At 30.3% G+C, this 19,741-nt stretch carries 17 protein-coding genes; 15 read left to right on the top strand and 2 right to left on the bottom strand.

What is annotated here, in order from left to right; genetic code table 11:
- Window positions 1-663: 663 nt before the first annotated feature.
- From BEE63_RS01300 to BEE63_RS01290, 3 genes are read left to right on the top strand one after another with little or no spacing between them, the layout of a single operon-like run.
- Window positions 664-2,043, top strand: coding sequence for an MATE family efflux transporter (locus tag BEE63_RS01300; RefSeq protein ID WP_066019662.1), 1,380 nt, complete (start codon window positions 664-666; stop codon window positions 2,041-2,043).
- 16 nt (window positions 2,044-2,059) lie between these two features.
- Window positions 2,060-2,587 (top strand): hypothetical protein, encoded by a 528-nt coding sequence (locus BEE63_RS01295; protein WP_066019661.1) that lies wholly within the window; start codon window positions 2,060-2,062, stop codon window positions 2,585-2,587.
- Window positions 2,588-2,645: 58 nt separating this feature from the next.
- Window positions 2,646-4,385: an ABC transporter ATP-binding protein gene (locus BEE63_RS01290; RefSeq protein WP_066019660.1), complete on the top strand. Its 1,740-nt coding sequence runs from the start codon at window positions 2,646-2,648 to the stop codon at window positions 4,383-4,385.
- A gap of 126 nt (window positions 4,386-4,511) precedes the next feature.
- On the opposite strand, the gene BEE63_RS01285 is transcribed toward BEE63_RS01290, so the two are convergent.
- Together BEE63_RS01285 and BEE63_RS01280 are read right to left on the bottom strand one after the other, a co-directional pair.
- On the bottom strand, window positions 4,512-4,853 hold the full coding sequence (locus tag BEE63_RS01285; protein ID WP_066019659.1) for a hypothetical protein: 342 nt from the start codon (window positions 4,851-4,853) through the stop codon (window positions 4,512-4,514).
- 38 nt (window positions 4,854-4,891) lie between these two features.
- Complete coding sequence (locus tag BEE63_RS01280) at window positions 4,892-5,143, bottom strand: hypothetical protein (RefSeq protein WP_066019658.1); 252 nt, start codon at window positions 5,141-5,143, stop codon at window positions 4,892-4,894.
- Between the two features lie 669 nt (window positions 5,144-5,812).
- Here BEE63_RS01280 and BEE63_RS01275 point away from each other — a divergent pair.
- The 12 genes from BEE63_RS01275 to BEE63_RS01220 all read left to right on the top strand — a co-directional run bounded on the left by BEE63_RS01275 (window position 5,813) and on the right by BEE63_RS01220 (window position 19,680).
- The gene (locus BEE63_RS01275) at window positions 5,813-6,016 is read left to right on the top strand and encodes an alpha/beta-type small acid-soluble spore protein (RefSeq protein WP_242874640.1); all 204 of its coding nucleotides are present in this window, start codon (window positions 5,813-5,815) and stop codon (window positions 6,014-6,016) included.
- Between the two features lie 686 nt (window positions 6,017-6,702).
- Window positions 6,703-7,629 carry a radical SAM protein gene (locus tag BEE63_RS01270; RefSeq protein ID WP_066019656.1) on the top strand — a complete coding sequence of 309 codons (927 nt, stop codon included), beginning with the start codon at window positions 6,703-6,705 and terminating at the stop codon, window positions 7,627-7,629.
- Between the two features lie 14 nt (window positions 7,630-7,643).
- The gene (locus BEE63_RS01265) at window positions 7,644-8,516 is read left to right on the top strand and encodes a pyridoxamine kinase (RefSeq protein WP_066019655.1); all 873 of its coding nucleotides are present in this window, start codon (window positions 7,644-7,646) and stop codon (window positions 8,514-8,516) included.
- 29 nt (window positions 8,517-8,545) lie between these two features.
- Window positions 8,546-9,628, top strand: coding sequence for a TPM domain-containing protein (locus BEE63_RS01260; protein WP_081312429.1), 1,083 nt, complete (start codon window positions 8,546-8,548; stop codon window positions 9,626-9,628).
- 69 nt (window positions 9,629-9,697) lie between these two features.
- On the top strand, window positions 9,698-10,339 hold the full coding sequence (locus BEE63_RS01255) for a lactate utilization protein (RefSeq protein ID WP_066019654.1): 642 nt from the start codon (window positions 9,698-9,700) through the stop codon (window positions 10,337-10,339).
- 2 nt (window positions 10,340-10,341) lie between these two features.
- The gene (locus tag BEE63_RS01250; RefSeq protein WP_066019653.1) at window positions 10,342-11,493 is read left to right on the top strand and encodes a DUF116 domain-containing protein; all 1,152 of its coding nucleotides are present in this window, start codon (window positions 10,342-10,344) and stop codon (window positions 11,491-11,493) included.
- A 79-nt stretch (window positions 11,494-11,572) separates the two neighbouring features.
- Complete coding sequence (locus BEE63_RS01245; protein ID WP_066019652.1) at window positions 11,573-12,415, top strand: DegV family protein; 843 nt, start codon at window positions 11,573-11,575, stop codon at window positions 12,413-12,415.
- 16 nt (window positions 12,416-12,431) lie between these two features.
- Window positions 12,432-13,091, top strand: a complete 660-nt coding sequence (locus tag BEE63_RS01240; protein WP_066019651.1) for an MtnX-like HAD-IB family phosphatase — start codon at window positions 12,432-12,434, stop codon at window positions 13,089-13,091.
- Window positions 13,088-14,149 carry an iron-containing alcohol dehydrogenase family protein gene (locus BEE63_RS01235; protein ID WP_066019650.1) on the top strand — a complete coding sequence of 354 codons (1,062 nt, stop codon included), beginning with the start codon at window positions 13,088-13,090 and terminating at the stop codon, window positions 14,147-14,149. The genes BEE63_RS01240 and BEE63_RS01235 overlap by 4 nt, the downstream gene beginning before the upstream one ends.
- A 115-nt stretch (window positions 14,150-14,264) precedes the next feature.
- Entirely contained in the window at window positions 14,265-16,217 is a 1,953-nt protein-coding gene (locus tag BEE63_RS01230) for a DNA gyrase/topoisomerase IV subunit B (protein ID WP_066019649.1), read from the top strand.
- A 20-nt stretch (window positions 16,218-16,237) separates the two neighbouring features.
- On the top strand, window positions 16,238-19,105 hold the full coding sequence (locus tag BEE63_RS01225; protein WP_066019648.1) for a DNA topoisomerase IV subunit A: 2,868 nt from the start codon (window positions 16,238-16,240) through the stop codon (window positions 19,103-19,105).
- A gap of 11 nt (window positions 19,106-19,116) precedes the next feature.
- Window positions 19,117-19,680 carry a DJ-1 family glyoxalase III gene (locus BEE63_RS01220; RefSeq protein ID WP_066019647.1) on the top strand — a complete coding sequence of 188 codons (564 nt, stop codon included), beginning with the start codon at window positions 19,117-19,119 and terminating at the stop codon, window positions 19,678-19,680.
- Window positions 19,681-19,741: the final 61 nt, after the last annotated feature.

Raw genomic sequence — 19,741 nt, 5'->3', positions numbered from 1 at the left:
CCGATAAAACTTACTTAAGAATAAGTTTCGGTTTTACTTCTCCAGAATGATTTTCACACATACTCTGAACGTTAACTTTCACCTATAGGGTTTTAAATAAACTCTAATAATGTTAACTCTCTTATGGCACTTATTAAAAAATAAATGTTTAGAACAGAAGTATAAGTTACTTTTTTCCTTCAACGAATTTATCTATTTTATACCATAAAGAATTTAAAATGTAAACAAAAAATAAATTCAAAATGTTAACGGATTGTATTAAATGTAATAAATATAGTTAATAATAACGTAAATGCAATAAACATTTATTAATAAATCCTGCTATATATTGATATTATTATAATTTTTGCGAAAACAATTTTAAACGTTTTAATAGAATGCATTTAAATTATAGCGGGCTTAGTATTATTTGAAATTTTTCATTATAGCAAATGATATTTTGGGTAAAAGCGTACTTAATAATTATATTTTTTATGAATTTATAAATAATTTTAAAGTAATGAAGTAATAACATAGCAAATGTAAGTAATTTAAAGTTTCTTGGAGAATTTAGGGCAAATTTGTATTATTAATCTTATAATACAGAACACATATATATTGCAAAATACCTATTTTGATGTATGATGTTTTGTGGTGTATTATTTTTTGTTAGGGTGATGTTATATGTTTTTAGTAAGAAAAGATGTAGTTAAACTTGCAGTACCAATTCTTGTTGAACAGCTATTTGTAACACTTATGGGAATGATAAATACTATGATGGCGGGACATATAGGTAAGGAAGCTGTCTCGGCTATAGGAATGATTGATTCAATAAACAATATATTTATAGCCTTTTTTTCAGCACTTGCGGTTGGTGGTACAGTTGTTGTAGCACAATATATTGGACAAAACAACATAAGAAAAGCCAATGAAAGTACTAAACAAGCACTATATTCTACTATTGCCATAGCTGTTATAATAACTATTGTAATGGCAATATTCAAAAGGCCACTTTTGGCATTTCTATTTGGAAGTGCTGAAAAAAAGGTTATAATGGATGCTAATAGTTATTTTGGAATAACTCTACTTACTTATCCTTTAATAACTGTAGATTTAGTATCTAACGGTATTTTAAGAGGTGCAGGAGATACGAAAACTCCTATGAAAATATCTATATTAATGAATATTTTAAATGTTGGATTTACAGCTGCATTTATATGGGGAGTTAAAATTAAAGATACAGTTATAATAAAAAGTATGGGAGTTACAGGTGCGGCTCTTGGTATAGCAACGGCAAGAACAATCGGAGCAATCATTATACTTATTGTAATGGTTAGAGGTTCAAGAATAGTTCAGCTTAAAAAATTAAGGGAATTTAAATTGGACAAGGATCTTTTAAAACCTATATTTGGTATAGGTATACCTGCTAGTGTGGAATCACTTTTATTTAATGGTGGTAAGCTTATAATGCAGATATTTATAGTGGGAATGGGAACGGTAGCTATGGCTTCTAATACTATTGTGAATTCAATAGGTAATTTTTTGAATATACCTGGAAATGCGCTCGTAATTGCTGCAACTGCTTTAGTTGGGCAATTTATGGGTAGAGATGATGAAAAGGGAGCTGAAAAATGTCTTTCATATATAACTAAACTTTCAACTGTACTTTTGACAGTAGTTGGTCTCTCTTCAATTATTTTTTCTAAGTATTTACCATCGTTTTATACAGGAAATAGTGATATTATAAATTTATCATCAAAAGTTCTCATTAGCAATGCATTTGCTATGGTTATATGGTCTTCAGCATTCACTTTGCCAGCAGGACTTAAAGGTGCAGGCGATGCAAAGTATACTATGATAACCTCAATAATAGGAATGTGGCTTTTTAGGATAGTTTTTGGAAACTTTCTTGGAAACACGTTAAAAATGGGTCTTCTTGGAATTTGGATAGGAATGTATACGGATTGGTTTGTTAGGGGAATTCTTTATATTATAAGGTTTAAAAGTGGAAAATGGAAAAATCATGTTGTCGTTAAGAGAGTGAAGACTTCTGTAAAACTTTAGATAGGGGTTGATGTTAGTGGATGATAAGTTCAAGGAATTTTTAGCAGATAAAAAATATATAAAAACCTTAATTGGCAATTTAATTGTAATGATTATGTTTTTAGGTTTACTTATTTTCAGTAAGATAAAGCACAATTCAATTGCTTTTTATGTTTTTATGACATTAATTATGCTTATAATTATATATTTGTCTGTTGATATTTTAATTTCATATTATCTTGATAAGATAAAGAAAATTCCCGATCTAGCTATTAGTGATAGCAAAATAGTATTTTTTTATGGTACTTTTAAAAGTAAAAAGATAGTGAAAATAAGTGATATAGAAAATGTATATATTCCTAAATGGGATGAATATATTGAACTTATATTTAAAGATAAAATAGAAATGAATTTGAACCTAAAAGGATATTCAGAAGAATCAAAAGAGGAACTTAGGAACATATTTAATTCGATAAAAAATGGAATTGATGGCAGTAAGGAAACTGAAGAGATAAAAACTTATTATTTAGCAAATGGTAAGAATTACATTAAAAAAGAATTATAAAGCACTGCTTTTAGTGGCAGTGTTTTTATATATTAATAATTTGTATTAGGAGGATAGTATGTACATGTTAAAAAAATTTGTGAAATATTACAAACCTTATAAATTTTTATTCTTTACAGATATGTTTTGCGCACTAATAGTATCTTTAGTTGATTTGTCTTTCCCAATAATTCTTAGTTATCTGTCTAAAAATTTTTTTGTTAAGGATAAAGCAATTGTATTAAACGGTATTATATATATTGGAATAGGATTAGCTATCATGTATTTAATAAAATATTTTTGTCAGTATTTTATAGCTTCATGGGGGCATGTTATGGGAGCAAGGATGGAGACAGATATGAGACAGGATTTATTTTATCATCTTCAAATGCTTCCCTTTTCATATTATGATGAAAATAATACGGGAGAGATGATGTCAAAGCTTATTTCTGATCTTTTTGATATATCAGAGCTTGCACATCATGGCCCTGAAAATGTATTTATTTCTTTACTAAAAATATTAGGTTCTTTTGCCGTATTATTTGTTATTAATGTAAAAATGACACTTATACTATTTGGTGTAACTTTAATTATGGTTATCTTTTCAATAAATAAAAATGTAAAGATGCAAAAAATATTTTTTGATAATAGAAAGAAAATAGCCAGTGTAAATTCGTCAGTTCAGGATAGTCTTGAAGGTATAAGAGTTGTAAAGTCCTTTGCAAACGAAGAAGTTGAACAGAGAAAATTTGACAAAAGCAATAATAATTATTTAAAGTCAAAAGTCAAAGGCTACAAAGCAATGGGAGAATTTATCGCTGGAAATGCACTTTTTCAAGGAGTACTTTATTTATCAATTATAGTATCAGGAGCAATATTTATAAAGATAGGAAGTCTTAAAATATCAGATTTAGCTGTATATGCCCTATACATAAATATATTTATTAATCCTATAGATGTTCTTATAAATTTCATGGAACAATTTCAAAAAGGATATGCGGGATTTAAAAGATTTATTGAGGTTATTGAAACTAAACCTAACATAGTAGACAGGGAAAATGCAGAAGAGCTTAAAAATGTAAAGGGAAATATAGAATTTGATAATGTATGCTTTAGCTATGATGGTCATAAGGAGATAATTCATAATTTAAATATTAATATAAAAGCAGGAAAAAATATAGCTTTAGTAGGACCTTCTGGTGGTGGAAAAACTACAATATGTTCTCTTTTACCCAGGTTTTATGATGTCACATCTGGAAGTATTAAAGTTGATGGAAAAGATATAAGGGATGTTACACTTAATTCACTTAGAAATTCTATTGGCGTGGTTCAGCAGGATGTTTATATATTTTCAGGAACTATAAAGGATAATATAGCTTATGGAAGACCTGATGCTGCAGATGAGGAGATAATTGCCGCTGCTAAGGGAGCTAATATTCACGATTATATAATGCAGCTAGAAGATGGCTATGATACTTTTGTAGGAGAAAGGGGAGTCAAGCTTTCTGGTGGACAAAAACAGAGAATATCCATAGCTAGAGTGTTTCTTAAAAATCCTCCAATATTAATTCTAGATGAGGCGACTTCAGCTCTTGACAATGAAAGCGAGAAATATATACAAAAGTCTCTAGAAAAACTTTCAAAGGGAAGAACCAGTATTGTTATAGCTCATAGACTAAGTACAATAAGGAATGCAGATGAAATAATAGTTATAAAGGACAGAAACATACAGGAAAAAGGAAATCATGATGAGCTACTTAAAAAGGGTGGAATTTATGCTTATTATTATAATTTGCAATTTGAGGGTCTTGATGCTTGAAACATGAAAAAATCAATTAAGAATTAATAAAGAAGAATAAGAATTTTTTGCTTTGATTTGAAAAAACTACTAACTTAGAAAAGGCCATTCACATGTGATGAATGGTCTTTTCTAATACAATATATTTTAATTTTTACGGCTGAATAGTTTTTCGATTATTGCAAGTATGTTTTTAATTACTGTAAGTCCATTTATTATAGTACTTTTTTTATCAATAACGGAAGCTGCTAATTCTGTAGCTGTTTCACTTACCAAATTTAAATTGTCTGTCATTTTACTTACATTTTCAGTAACTTCAGGCAGCATTTTTATTGTTCTCGAAATATCCTTACTATTGGAATCCCAAAATGTATCTATTTTATGTACTAAACTTGATATTCTCTTTAAGAATATAATTAAAAAAACTAAAGCAATAGTCCCTAGTGTTGCTAATATTACAAAAAAAAGCACGTAAACATTTATATACAACTTGTACCACCTCGTATAGTTATTAATACCTTACAAAATTATTTTTTTATGCTTGAAAGGTATTCTTTTATTTTTTTCCTTGATTCAATAAACTTTAAATTTTTTATAGCATTTTTGTTTGAAATATTTTCTGCTGATTTTTTATTTGATTTACTAATTGGTTTGTCATCTTGCTTTGATGATAAAAGTAGCTTACTTAAAAAAAATGATGTAGTTACTACAATTGTAGTTTCAAATATAAATTTAACAGCTTTATTTTTTGTCTCTTTAATTGTGTAATTTAACTTCACTCAAATCTCCTCCTTTATTTATTATATATCATCTTTATTTTAACTTCTACAATAAAACTAACTATATTTTCCTATAAAAATATATGTAATATCTATAATATTTTTGGAGTTTATATTTCAATGAATAGAGCTATATAAATTAATAAGTACTATTAAACTTTTTGCAATGTAATGAATAAATGTATTTTATACCTCATTATGCATACTTATGCCATTAATGTATATAATTACTCAAAAAATATTTGCAAATTGTTAACAAAATTTATTGTATCGTAATAAATTTTAATATAAATAAAAATGGCATACAAAATGTCACTAATTTTCTTAAAATATTTGCTGAATGTGTTTACTTTTAATGTAAAAACATGATATAATGTGTTGTATTAGTAAAAAACTATTTTGCTAATGCAAGTTTTAATTAAATACATTAAAAATTTTATTAAAACTTCAAATTATAAAATAATTGAGTATATATTCGATTATTTTCGTTTTCATCTTTCAATCTATGGTATATAGGATAATTTATTTATCCTATAATTTGGGCGAAGAGCATGTGAGTTGTATGCTTTTCGCATTTTTTTATAATATAAATTTTTTTATTAAATTATCTGTATAAAAATTAATGGCCTTGAGGAAACTTATATTGTAACTGTGAAATATATTTGCAATATGAGGGTGAAGATTATGGATGGCTATAATAAAAAATTATTACCACAAACAAAGGAAAAATTAAATAGATTCAAGCTGGAAACGGTAAATGAAATTGGAATTAATATAAAATTAAAATATAATGGTGAGTTAACCTCGAAGGAAGCTGGTTCTTTAGGAGGATCTGTAGTTAAAAAGATGCTGCAAAGCTATGAAAAAAACTAATGGGAAGTAACAATATTTTGAAACATTAAATAAAACTCATAAGGCTAAGCCTCAAATTATAAAAATCCTAAGATGTTTCAATAATTCGCTGAAAAAAGCTCAGACAAATTGAAACTTCTAAGGATTTTTATAATTTGAGTCAAAGTCTTATTGAGTCTTATTTAAATTGTTTCCAAAATATTGTTACTTCCCATAAAGGGTAAAGGCAAGGAAGATTTTCTTCCGCTAACGCTCCCCAAAATCTGAATTAAAAGTTTATATAGGGCTAAACTTTTAATAACTCGCTGAAAAAAAGCTCAAACAAATTTAAATTTCTAAGTCTTTTCATTATTTGGAGCAAAGTCTTATTTATTAGTTAAGCTTTTTTCCATCAGCCGAAGTGTGTGGAGTGCTGACATTGCTTGGCTCGTCAGCAGGTGAGGGGTTTCACCTTCGGCGAAAGGTTATGGATAACTTTCCTCCGTCTCACTCTTACATAGCAATATTTTTAAACTACGAATTATTAATTTTTAATGCGACAGTCCCATTATTTTTCGTAGTTGCGGATGAATTTTTTCTTGAGGCATCTTAATTATTAGAAGAATGCATCAGGTAAGCTGACAGAAGTTATATTGTATAATGGCATGTAGGACAGAGGTAAATTGTGCTATAATTAAAAATAATAAATTACATTGGGGGCAATACGTATGAAAGAATATAAATACATTTTTGGACCTATACCATCTAGAAGAATGGGAAATTCTTTGGGAATAAGTCCTATAGAAAAAAGAAGCTGCTCTTATTCTTGTGTATATTGTCAGCTTGGAAGAACTAAAAATTTATTGAAAGAACCACAGAAATTTTTTAATATTAATGATATTTTAGACGAGTTTAAAGATTATTTAAAAGAAGATGTTAAAATTGATGTTGTAACTGTAGTTGGAGAAGGGGAACCAACTCTGTGTGCTGATTTAGAAGAATTAATAGTGAATTTAAAGAAAGTTACAGACAAGCCTATTGCAGTTATAACAAATGGCTCTATGCTCATATATAAAGGTGTAAGAGAAGCTTTAAAAAAAGCAGATATAGTTCTTCCATCCCTTGATGCAGGAGATGAAGTGACTTTTAGAAGAATAAATAGACCTAATCGTAAAATGAATTTTGAAAAGATCACGGAAGCCCTTATTGATTTTTCTAAAGAGTATAAGGGTGAGCTATGGATGGAAACTATGATAGTCAAAGATTTTAATGATACTCCAAAGCAATTTTATGCTATAAAAAGAATACTTGATAAGGTAGATTACGATAGACTTTATATAAATACTCCAGTAAGGCCACCGGCAGAAAATTATGTGCGTGAACCGGATGATGATGTACTTGAGAAAGCAGTTAGAATACTGGGAGGTACATCAATACAGCAGATCTCATCTGGTGAATTTTTTAGCGAAATAGAAGATGATTTTGAAGCAATTAAAAGTATAGTAGCAAGACATCCTATGAATAAATTTGAGGTTAAAAGTTTTCTTGAGTCCAGGGGATGTGCAAATGAAGAGGAAATTTTAGAAAAATTACAAAATGACGATAGTATTGATGTAGTTAACTATAAAAATTATGTTACATATAGACTTAAGTAGTGTGGAGGATAAGAATGACTAGACAAGTAAAAAGAGTTGCTGCTATACACGATTTATCAGGATTTGGCAGGGCATCTTTAACGGCTATAATTCCGATCATGTCCTATATGGGCATTCAGGTTTGCCCAATGCCAACTGCAGTATTGTCAACGCATACAACAGGATTTAAAGAGTATAGTTTTGTTGATCTTACAGATAATATGCAGAAGTTTATAGAACATTGGAAAAAGCTGGATATAGAATTTGATGCTATATATACTGGATTTTTAGGCTCACCTAAGCAGGTTGATATTATAAGTGACTTTATAGATGAATTTTCTACAGAGGAAACTTTAGTTCTAATTGATCCTGTTATGGGTGATGAAGGAAAGTTATATAGCACAATGGATGATAACATGGTAAAAAGTATGAAAAGGCTTATAAAGAAGGCAGATATAATAACGCCTAATTTTACAGAAGCTGCATATCTATTAGGCAGAGACTATGATTTAAATCTTAATGAAAAAGCCATACAGAATTGGATTTTAGAGCTTTCAGATATGGGACCTGATGTTATTATGACAAGTGTACCTAAAGGTAAAGATGATAAAAATACAAGTGTTATAACATATGATAAAAAGAATAATAAATTTTGGAAGGTAACATCTGAATATATACCAGTAAGCTACCCCGGAACAGGAGATAGCTTTGCAAGTGCTGTGCTAGGATATATTTTAAATGGAGACAATCTTCCACAAGCTGTAGGACGCGCAATGCAGTTCATTACTTCAGCTATAAAAGAAAGTTATGGTTTTGATTACCCAACGAGAGAGGGAATTTTAATTGAAAAATCACTTAAAGTGCTAAACATGCCTTTTATAAATGGAAGTTATGAGAGACTTGATTAGATATATATAAATAGGGGGGAAACAGTACTGTGAAAAAAATAAAAAGTGTAATTAGTTTTATAATGTTTGTTTTTATTTTCGTTATGCCATTTACAAAAGTTTTGGCTGATGGTAATAACTATATTCATGATGATGCTAAGGTATTAAGCTCATCTACTATAAGTGAGGTAAACAGTAATTTTTCAAAATTGGAACAAAATACAGGGGCGCAAGCCTATATTTATTTGGTTCCAAGTTTAAATGGACAAAGTATAGATGGATATGCAGCTAATATAGCTAAAAGTATTAATACTAGTAAATATACTTTGTTTGTAGTGGCTGTAAAGGATAAAAAAAGTAAGTTTATGGCAAGCCAAGGATTAAATAATGTATTTAATGAAAGTGAGCTAAACAGAATAGCATCAATGCCTAATGATGACTTTAAAAAAAGTGATTTTAATTCTGGAATATTAAAAGTAGGTAAAGCAGTAGATCAGGATATAACAACAAAAGCAGTTAAAGAAAAAAAAGTATCAGTAAAAAATGATGGATATAGCAAAACGGTAGTAGCTAAAAAAAGTCATTCGGGAATAGTTGGCTTCATTATTTTTATTCTCATATGTGCTATAATTATTTTCATTTACAAGAAAAGAAAAAGCAATAAGCATGTACATAGCTTCGCTCAAAAAAACAATTTACATTATAATGATTCAGATAATTCGTTTAGATCAGCAAATATGAGAAATGATAGGGAATATGAAAATGAAAGAAACTTTAGACACTCATCTAATGGTTCCAATAATACAACTATTATTAATAATGGTGACAGTAGGGGTAACATGGGAAGTTTTGTAGATGGAATGATGTTTAATGAAATGGTTTCGCATAATCATGATCATTACGAACATGAACGCTACAGCCATGATTCTTATAGTGATGATTCATATAGCGATGATGATTCGAGAGATAATACGAATGATAAATACACTAGTGGGGACTGGAGCAGTTCAAGTGGAGATTCAAGCTGGGGAGACTCAGGAAGTTCAAGTGGAGATTCTAGTAGTTCAAATGGAGACTCAGGTTGGGGAGATTCAAGCTCAAATGATTCAGATTCTGGATCGTCAGATTGGTAATAAAATTTATTTATTTTAGAGGAGGTGAAGCTTCAGGGATAAAGGCTGTTTTATCCCTGAAGTGTAATTATGGATGCAAACGTTTCATGGATAATTGATTCCAAAATTAAAAGAACCATGGAGAATCTTGAAAAAAACAATATGGAGGCTTATTTAGCTCAAGATACTAAAGAATTAATGGATATTATAAACAAAATAATAAGTAAAGGCGAGACTGTGGCGGTAGGTGGCTCTATGACTCTTTTTGAGACTAAAATAATAGATTATTTAAGAAATGGAGATTACAATTTTTTAGATAGATATAAGGATGGATTAACAAGAGAAGAAACCAGGGAGATATATAGAAAGAGTTTTTTTGCAGACAGCTATTTAGTAAGTACAAATGCATTAACGGAAAATGGTGAGCTCTACAATGTAGATGGCAATGGGAATAGGGTTGCTGCTATGCTTTACGGACCAGACAAAGTTATAGTAATTGCTGGTATTAATAAGATAGTAAAAAATGTTGATGAGGCTATAAGTAGAACTAAAAATATAGCTGCACCTGTAAATGCAAAGAGACTTAATAGAAATACTCCATGCACTAAGGTAGGAGATTGTATGGATTGTAAAAGTAGCGACAGGATTTGTAATGAATATACTCTAATAAGAAGGCAGGGTGCAAAGGGAAGAATTAAAGTAATTATAGTTAATGAAAAATTAGGGTACTAATTATGGAAAAAGTAATTACTTATTCTTTGAAAAATGGGAATACTAATTCTAATGATTATTATAAAGATGTTTCGGTGCTTACAGATGAAATACTACTTAACGGAAAAGTACTATGTAAGTCTATACTTGAGGATTTTGATGATTACGTTAAATTAAATTGTGCTGGAGAAAAAAGAAGTGAAAATGAGTATTTTATGGAACTTTTGATTTTAGGTGTTATGTGGCAGTTATACAGTGATGATGCCATAGATTTATCAGAAATGCCGAGAAAACTTCTTTTTAACTTAAAAGAATTAAGACAGAATAATATAAGCATAAAGCCATGCGTTGATTTCATAAGAGGAATACTTTCAACAATATTTTTGTATCCAAATGATAATTACAATTTAGATGCTAAGTTTACACTAAAAAATTTTGAAAAATTAATTGGATGGATGAGTGCTTCAGGAGAATTTAATGAGGAAGTAACAAGATTTGATATTTGGAATAAGTATTTGCATTCAATTAATTTTGAGGCTGTAAATAATTTTTTCTCAAGTGTAATTACTTTAGAATTATATTTCAGTGTGCGATGTGAAAGTATTTTGGGCAAATATACGAAAAATGTAAATGTATTTTTAAAAAGTGATTATCAAAAACATAAATGGCGTGAAGATGTTATTTTTTGTGGAAGGCAGCCAGTTGAATATCATCTTAATATGGTTGGAGCAGAAATTATGAATAGGGTTTATAGAGATGAATTTTTAAGAGCACCTCACAAAAAACTAATTCTCTCAGGCTGCATGCGCTATAATAGTGATGAAAAATGCAGAGCAGTAGAAACACTGCAAGGCAAAAGATGTAAAATGTGCAGTAGGGAATGTACAGTTAATAATTTGACTAGATTAGGAGGAAAGCATGGATTTGAGGTTTTCATTGTGGAACATGAATCTTCAGCTTTTAAAAAAACTAATATCCAGTATGGAGAGGTTGGGATTGTAGGTGTAGCCTGTGTTTTAAATTTACTTAGTGGAGGATTTAAGGCTAGAAGGCTTAATATGGTTCCTCAATGTGTAATTCTTGATTATTGCGGCTGTAAAAATCATTGGGATGACAAAGGAATCGTTACTAATATAAATATAGATAAACTTAAGGAAACGTTTAAAATACAGTAATAGTATGTTTTGAATAGATAAATTAATAAGGGTAAATATTATAGATATAATAAATGTAAAAGATAAGGTAGGTTATAAAATGCAAAAGATAGCGTTAGTGACAGATAGTACAGCTGATGTTGATAGTGAAATGATACAAAAATATGATTTGAAAGTGCTTCCACTTAGAATAATATATAAGGATAAGGAATATATAGACAAAGTAACCATTACTCCAAAGGAAGTTTATGATAATATGGAAAAGGAAGTGCCGTCTACATCACTGCCGTCCGTAGAAGATATGGAAAAATTGTATTCAGAGCTTGAAGCTAATGGGTATACTCATGTAATTGCAGTTACTATATCTTCAAATTTATCAGGAACATATAATACTCTACAGATCGCAGCACAGAATCATGAAAATATCAAAAGTTTTATTTTTGATTCAAAATCTATAACTATGGGTGAAGGTGTGATTATAAGAGAATGTGGTGAAATGGTACTCCAGGGCAAAAGCTTTGAAGAAATAGTGAAAAAAATGCCTGAAATAAGAAGTAAAGTTAAGGTTTATTATATTGTTGATACATTAAAGTATTTAATAAAAGGTGGAAGGATAGGGAAAGTTTCTGGGACTGTTGGTCAGCTCTTAGATATTAAGCCTATAATATCTATAAATGAAGATGGCGTATATTATACTCACTGTAAAGCAAAGGGAAAAAGGCAGGCAAAGAAAAAGATTGTTCAAATAGTTAAAGAAATACTTGAAGGTGGCAAATGTGATATTTGGGTTATGCATGGAGGAGCTTACGCGGAAGTGTTAAAGCTCAAAGAATTAATCGAAGAAATTCCCAATATAGAAAATTTGTCAATTGGAGAAATCAGCCCTGTTGCAGGAGTTCATACGGGACCAGGACTTTTAGGTGTGGTAATATATAAAAAGTGATTTCTGGAGGAAGCATATGAAAAAATTTGTATTCGTATCTGATTTTGACGGAACCATAAGTAAAAAGGACTTTTATATGATAATATCTGACAAATATCTAAAAGATGAATTAAAGGATTTATACAGAGACTGGAGAAATTCAAAAATAAAAGATGTAGATTATTTGGGATATGTATTTAGCCATATAGGAAGAAATGAAAAGGAAATACTTCAAGATATACTTACTATATCATTAGATCCTTACATAAAAGAATTTATAAAAAATATAAAAGAAAACGGTGGAGATTTTGTAGTGGTAAGTGCGGGAACTAATTATTATATTGATAGGATTTTCGAGCATGAGGGTATAAAGGACATAAAAATATATTCTAATAGAAGCGTATTTAAGGATAATGGGCTTCACTTTGAGCTTGATCCTAAAGATGAATTCTATTCTGAATTTTATGGAATAGATAAGGGTAAAGTAATAAAGAAACTTAGAGGGGAATATAAAAAGATTTTTTATGCAGGAGACAGCAATCCAGATGTAGCTCCAGCATTATTAGCTGATGTGGTTTTTGCAAAAAGTAATCTTTGCTCTCTTCTGAAAGCTCAAAACAGGGAATTTATACAATTCAGTGATTTTCATGAAATTTGGCTCAATGTAGAAAAATATCTAAAGGAGTGGAAAATTTGAAAATAATATCTCATAGAATAGCAATTCCTTTAATACTAGAAGTTGGAAAGCAAAATATAGATAATATAGGTCAAATAATAAGTAAGGTTAATTTTAAAACCATTGCAATTTATTTTGGAGAGGGAATATATGAACTTTTCGGAAAGAGAATTGTAGAATCCATAAATAATGCAGGCATAGAAGTTAAAAATACAGGTACGGTTAAGAGTATAGATTTTCAGGAAATTGGCAGTATGGCTTTTGAAATTTCCAGTGATGTAACTGCTCTAATAGCTGTAGGCGGCGGGAAAGCTATAGATGCTGTTAAATATATGGCTTTTTTAAGAAAACTTCCTTTTATAAGTGTTCCTACATCAACCTCTAATGATGGTTTTGCGAGTCCTGTTGCATCACTCATGATAAATGGCAGGAGAACTTCTGTTCCAGCTAAGACTCCTGAAGGAATAATAGTAGATATAGACGTAATAAAAGGTGCACCAGAGAAGTTTATATACTCGGGAATTGGTGATCTTGTATCAAATATAACAGCTCTTTATGATTGGAGATTTGAAGAGGAAAATAAAAAGTCTCATATGGATGATTTTGCAGTCATGATATCTAAGAAATCAGTAAATAGTTTTGTTAGAACTGAATTTAAAAGTATTAAGGATGATTTATTTTTAAAAGAACTTGTGGATTCACTTACAATGAATGGCATAGCCATGGAAATAGCAGGCAATAGTTCTCCAGCAAGTGGATCTGAACATTTGATATCTCATGCACTTGATAAGTTTTTACCTGTACCTAACCTTCACGGGATTCAAGTTGGCATTGCAACTTATATAATGTGTATAGTTCAAAATCATAGGGAAGCAAGAATAAGAAAAATTTTAAAGGACACAGGATTTTTTGATTATGTAAAGGGGCTTAATATGAAAAAGAGCGATTTTAAGAAAGCTATTTCCATGGGACACCTCATAAAACCCGCTAGATATACCTATTTGCATGTTGAAAAGAATATTGAATATGCTAAATATGTTGTAGATAATGATGAAATATTAAAAGACATATTGGAATAATATGGAAAAAATATATTGACAAATTGTAAAAAACATCTTATGATTTTAAAATAGTAGGGTAATGAAGTAAATTCATTACTTTATTTTTTATATTAATTACTGGAGGACGGACTTGATGGATAAAAGTAAAAATAATGAAAGCTATGATGTAACGGCCCTTACTTCTTTAGAGAAGTTAGAACCTGTAAGAATAAGACCGGGTATGTACATAGGTTCTACAGGAACTAAGGGATTGCACCATTGCATATGGGAAATATTGGATAATGCCATAGACGAGCTTACCAACGGCTTTGGAGATGTGGCTAAGGTAATACTAAATAAGGATAAAAGTGCTACTATAATAGATAATGGAAGAGGAATTCCAACTGGAATACACCCTGTGAAGAAAAAATCTGGAGTTGAAATGGTATATACAGAACTTCATACAGGTGGAAAATTTAATAATAAAAATTATAAGACATCTGGAGGACTTCATGGTGTAGGTGCAGCTGTTGTAAATGCTCTTTCAGAATGGACTGAAGTTGAAGTATATCAAAATGGGTACATATATAGACAGAGATTTGAATATGCCTACGATAAAGAGTTAAAGAGAAATATGCCAGGTACTCCGGTAACACCTATAGAGAAGATAGGTAAAACTGATAAGCAGGGGACAAAAGTTACTTTTAAACCTGACAGTAAAGTGTTTACAACAGTAGACTTTAAATTTGATATTATAGATGAAAGACTTAAAGAAATTTCATTTCAAAATAAGGGAATAACTTTAATTTTAGAAGATAACAGAGGAGAAGAACCTATTGTAAAAAAATATCATTCAGAAAGAGGACTTCTTGATTTTATAGATTATCTCAATGAAAGTAAAACAGTTATTCATAAGAATCCAATACTCTTTGATGGAGAGAGAGAAATTAATGGAATTAAACTTTATGGTGAAGTATGCATTCAATTTACAGATTCTACAACTGAGTATATTGCAAGTTATGTAAATAACATACCTACAACAGAGGCTGGCACTCATGAAGCTGGATTTAAGACAGGGATGACAAGAGCCTTTAAAGAATGGGCCAAGAAGCTTGGAATTTTAAAGGAAAAAGATAAGGAATTTGAAGGTAATGATGTAAGAGAAGGTATGACTGCAATAATTAAAGTAAAGCTTACTAATCCGGTTTTTGAGGGACAAACTAAGACAAAACTTGGAAATAATGAAGCTTATACTATGATGAATGACTTATCATATTCTGGTTTTTCTGAATGGATTGAGGACAATAAGGATTTAGCTTCAATGATTATGAAAAATGCTGTAAGTGCAGCTACAAGACGTGAGAAAATAAAAAAGATAAATGAAGCAGAAAAAAAGAAAGTAGGTAAGGGAACTTCCCCTTTAGCTGGTAAAATTGCAGTTTGTACTCTTAAAGATCCATCTTTATGTGAATTTATAATAGTTGAGGGAGATTCAGCAGGAGGAAGTGCAAAGCAGGCAAGAGATAGAAGATTTCAGAGCATAATGCCTTCAAAGGGTAAAATAATGAATACTGAAAAGCAAAAGCTTGAAAATGTTCTTGGAAGTGAAGAACTTAAGATATTCAACACAGCTGTTGGAACGGGGATACTTGATAATTATAATGAAGATGATTTAAGATATAATAAGATTATAATAATGAGTGATGCAGATGTAGATGGATATCATATAAGGACTTTATGGATGACGTATATATATAGATATATGCGACAGCTTATTTCTAATGAGCATCTTTATATAGCACTTCCACCTTTATATAAGGTTTATAAAAATTCTAAAAAAGGTGAAGTTGTAAAATATGCCTATAGTGATGAGCAGCTTGATAATGCAAAAAAGGATGTTGGAAGAGGTTACCTCATTCAAAGATATAAAGGACTTGGAGAAATGAATCCAGATCAGCTCTGGGAGACAACTTTAGATCCAGAAAAAAGAACTCTTCAAATGGTTACTATAGAAGATGCAGCAAAGGCTGAAAAAATGGTATCTTTACTCATGGGTGATGTAGTTGAACCTAGAAAAAATTATATGTATAAATATGCTGAATTTTAATAGTTGGGGGAGGATTTAATATGGCAAAGAAAATTAACATACCTAAAGATAATAACATTATAAAAATACCTCTTGAAGAAGCTATGCCTGAGAATTATCTGCCATATGCTGTTGAAGTTGCTAAGGATAGAGCACTTCCAGATGTAAGAGATGGACTGAAACCTGTTCATAGAAGAATTTTATATGGTGCATATATGTTAAAGGCATTTCCCGATAGACCTTATTATAAGTCTGCTAGAATAGTCGGAGATATTTTAGGAAAGTATCATCCGCACGGAGATTCATCGGTTTATGAGTCAATGGTTATCCTTGCACAGAATTTTACGACAAGGCATCCACTTATCGATGGTCATGGAAACTGGGGAAGTGTAGATGGAGATAGTGCTGCTGCCATGCGTTATACAGAAGCGAGATTAACACCTATAGCACTAGAAATGATAAATGATATTGATAAAGATGTAGTTGACATGGTAGATAATTATTCCGGATCAGAAAAAGAGCCTTCGGTACTTCCTGCTGCATATCCTAACCTTCTTGTAAATGGTGCCTTTGGAATAGCTGTTGGTTTATCTACCAATATACCTCCACATAATTTGCGGGAGGTAATAAGTGCTGTTCTAAAATATATAGACAATAATGATATAACAGTTAAAGAACTTATGAAATATATTAAAGGACCAGACCTTCCTACAGGAGGAATAATAATAGGGAAAAATTCTCTTCTTGGTGCTTATGAAACAGGTGAGGGAAAGGTAACTTTAAGAGCTAAAACTAAAATAGAAAAGCTTGAAAATGGACGACTTGCTATAGTAATAAGTGAGTTTCCTTACAGGAGAAATAAAGCAAAAATACTTCAGACAATTTCTGAAATGACAGCAGATAAAAAGCATTCCAAAATTCTCGAAAGCATTTCTGATATAAGGGATGAATCCGATAGACATGGAATTCGTGGAGTAATAGAATTTAAAAAATCGGCTGATGAAGACTCAGTGAATAAGATTCTTAAATATCTCTTTAAAAAGACTGAACTCCAATGTAATGTTAATTTTAATATGGTGGCGCTTGCTGATGGAAAGCCTGAAACCATGAATCTTAAGACAATTATAAAGTATTATGTTGAGCATAGAAAAGATATAGTAACAAGAAGAACTAAATACAATTTAAGTGTTGCTAAAAAGAGGTTTAACATAGTTGAGGGTTTTATAAAGGCAATAGACATAATGGATGATATTATAAAAACTATAAGAGCTTCTAAATCAAAAAAGGATTCAGAGGAAAATCTTATAAATAAATTTGGTTTCAACAGTGAGCAAGCAACAGCTATTGTTGAACTTATGCTTTATAAGTTAACTGGACTTGAAATAGAAACTTTTAAAAAAGAGTATAGGGAATTAAAAAAATTGATTGATAAGTTTGAAAAAATATTAAATGATGAAAGAGAACTCCTTAAGGTTGTAAAAAAGGAGCTTGAAGAAGTAAGCAAAAAGTACGGTGAAGATAGGCGTACTAAAATTGTGGAAGATGACAGTAAAGCTAAAATTGATGCTGAGGATTTCACTGTTGTAGAGGATATAGTAATTACTATGTCGAATGAAGGTTACATAAAAAGTTTGCCTAAGAAAACATATTTAAGATCAAATTCTGATGTAAATGATATAGAATACAGAGAAGGCGATTTCAATAGATTTTTAGTAGAATCTAATACGACACATAATTTGCTTATATTTACAGATGCAGGCAATATGTATAAGATTAAAGGAAATAACATACCAGAATACAAGTGGAAAGAAAAGGGCGAAAAGCTTGATAGTATTATAAGAGGTCTTGATTTAAACAAAGAAAAAGTTTTAAATGTATATTCTGTAAGTGATATGAATGAACAGAAGGATGTTATGTTTATAACTAATAAGGGCAATATAAAGAAAACAAACCTTGATAAATTTGATACTATATATTCAAAGGTAATGGCGCTTAAGCTTAAAAAGGATGAAAAACTTGTAAGAGTAGAGATGCTGCCAAGGATAAGGGAAGAAGCATTCATAAAAATTCACACAGAAAAAGGTCTTAAATTTGTTCTTAGGGAGCCTATAATAGAAGAACTTGATAGAAACAAAACTGGATATCAATTTGTAAATATACCATCTAAGGACAGAATAGTTTCAGCTGAGTTTGAAACAAATGCTGAGTACAGAATTTTTTACATTAAGGTAAGTAATAAAGGTGTAGTTAAAACTAAGGATTCAAGGTCTCAAAATTATATAGAAACAAACACATCAAGTAGACTTCTTATATTTATGGATGATGGAAAAGTAATTAATATTCCTGCATATCTATTTAGCAGCTTAGATAATGATACAATAGAATTATCTGAACTTTACGATGAGATTGATTCAGCATCTAAGATTATACAGACTGTATCATTAGAAGAGTTTCCGGAAGATAAGTTCCTGTATTTTTTCAGCAATAGAGGATTTGTAAAGAAGACTAAATTAAGTGAATTTAAGGACAGCACTGGAAGTGAGATATGCTACAAATTGAGGAATAAATATGATATGCTTGTTAATGTAGATATTTCTGAAAATGATGAAGAGGATGAAATAATACTCATAACTAAAAAAGCAGTGGGAATAAGATTTAAAGCATCTTCTGTAAGCTCAATGGGTAAGGTAGCTTCTGGTGTTACGGGAATAAGCCTAAATGAAGAAGATAGCACTCAATATGGATTTGTAATGAGGAAAAATCTAAACAAAATAATAATTAAATCGAAACTTAAAGATAAAATTGAAGTGAATATTGATGATATAAAGCCTCAAAATAGGGGTGGAAAAGGTAAAAATCTCACAACACTTTTAATGACGGATTTTGTTGATGAAATAAAAATCAAATAGGAGGAAGTTTTATGAAGATTATATTGTTTTTAGCAGATGGCTTTGAAGAAATAGAGGCACTTACAGTTGTTGATGTTCTCAGAAGGGCAGACATAATTTGCGATACATGTTCTCTTAATGGGAAAAGTGTAGTAGGAGCTCACAAGATTAAAGTTGAAGCAGATAAGACAATAGATGCTATAAAGCTTGATGAATACGCAGGTCTTGTTCTCCCAGGTGGTATGCCCGGTGCTGAAAATTTAAGACAGAGTACTTTTGTAATAGATGCCGTTAAAAAATTCAATGATGAAAATAAACTTGTGGCAGCTATATGTGCAGCACCTATAGTTCTGGGAAAAGCAAAAGTTCTTGATTCTAAAAATGCTACTTCTTATCCTGGGTATGAAAATGAAATGGGAAAATGTAATTATATTGAGAAAATAACTGTAGAGGATAATAACATAGTAACCAGTAGAGGCCCTGCAACAGCTATATATTTTGGCCTAAAGTTAGTACAAAAATTAAAAGGAAAAGAAGTAGCAGATAAGCTTAAAGATGGTATGATGCTCAATTTTGTTGAGAAAAATATTTTATAAGCCACAATGTAAGAATTTTAATGCGTTATATATAGATGGTAGGAATGAAGTTTTTGAACCC

It is taken from the genome of Clostridium pasteurianum (genome assembly GCF_001705235.1).
GTDB lineage: Bacteria > Bacillota > Clostridia > Clostridiales > Clostridiaceae > Clostridium_S > Clostridium_S pasteurianum_A.
The sequence above is the reverse complement of the archived record's forward strand: the minus strand, read 5'-3'. Positions and strand labels throughout refer to the sequence as shown.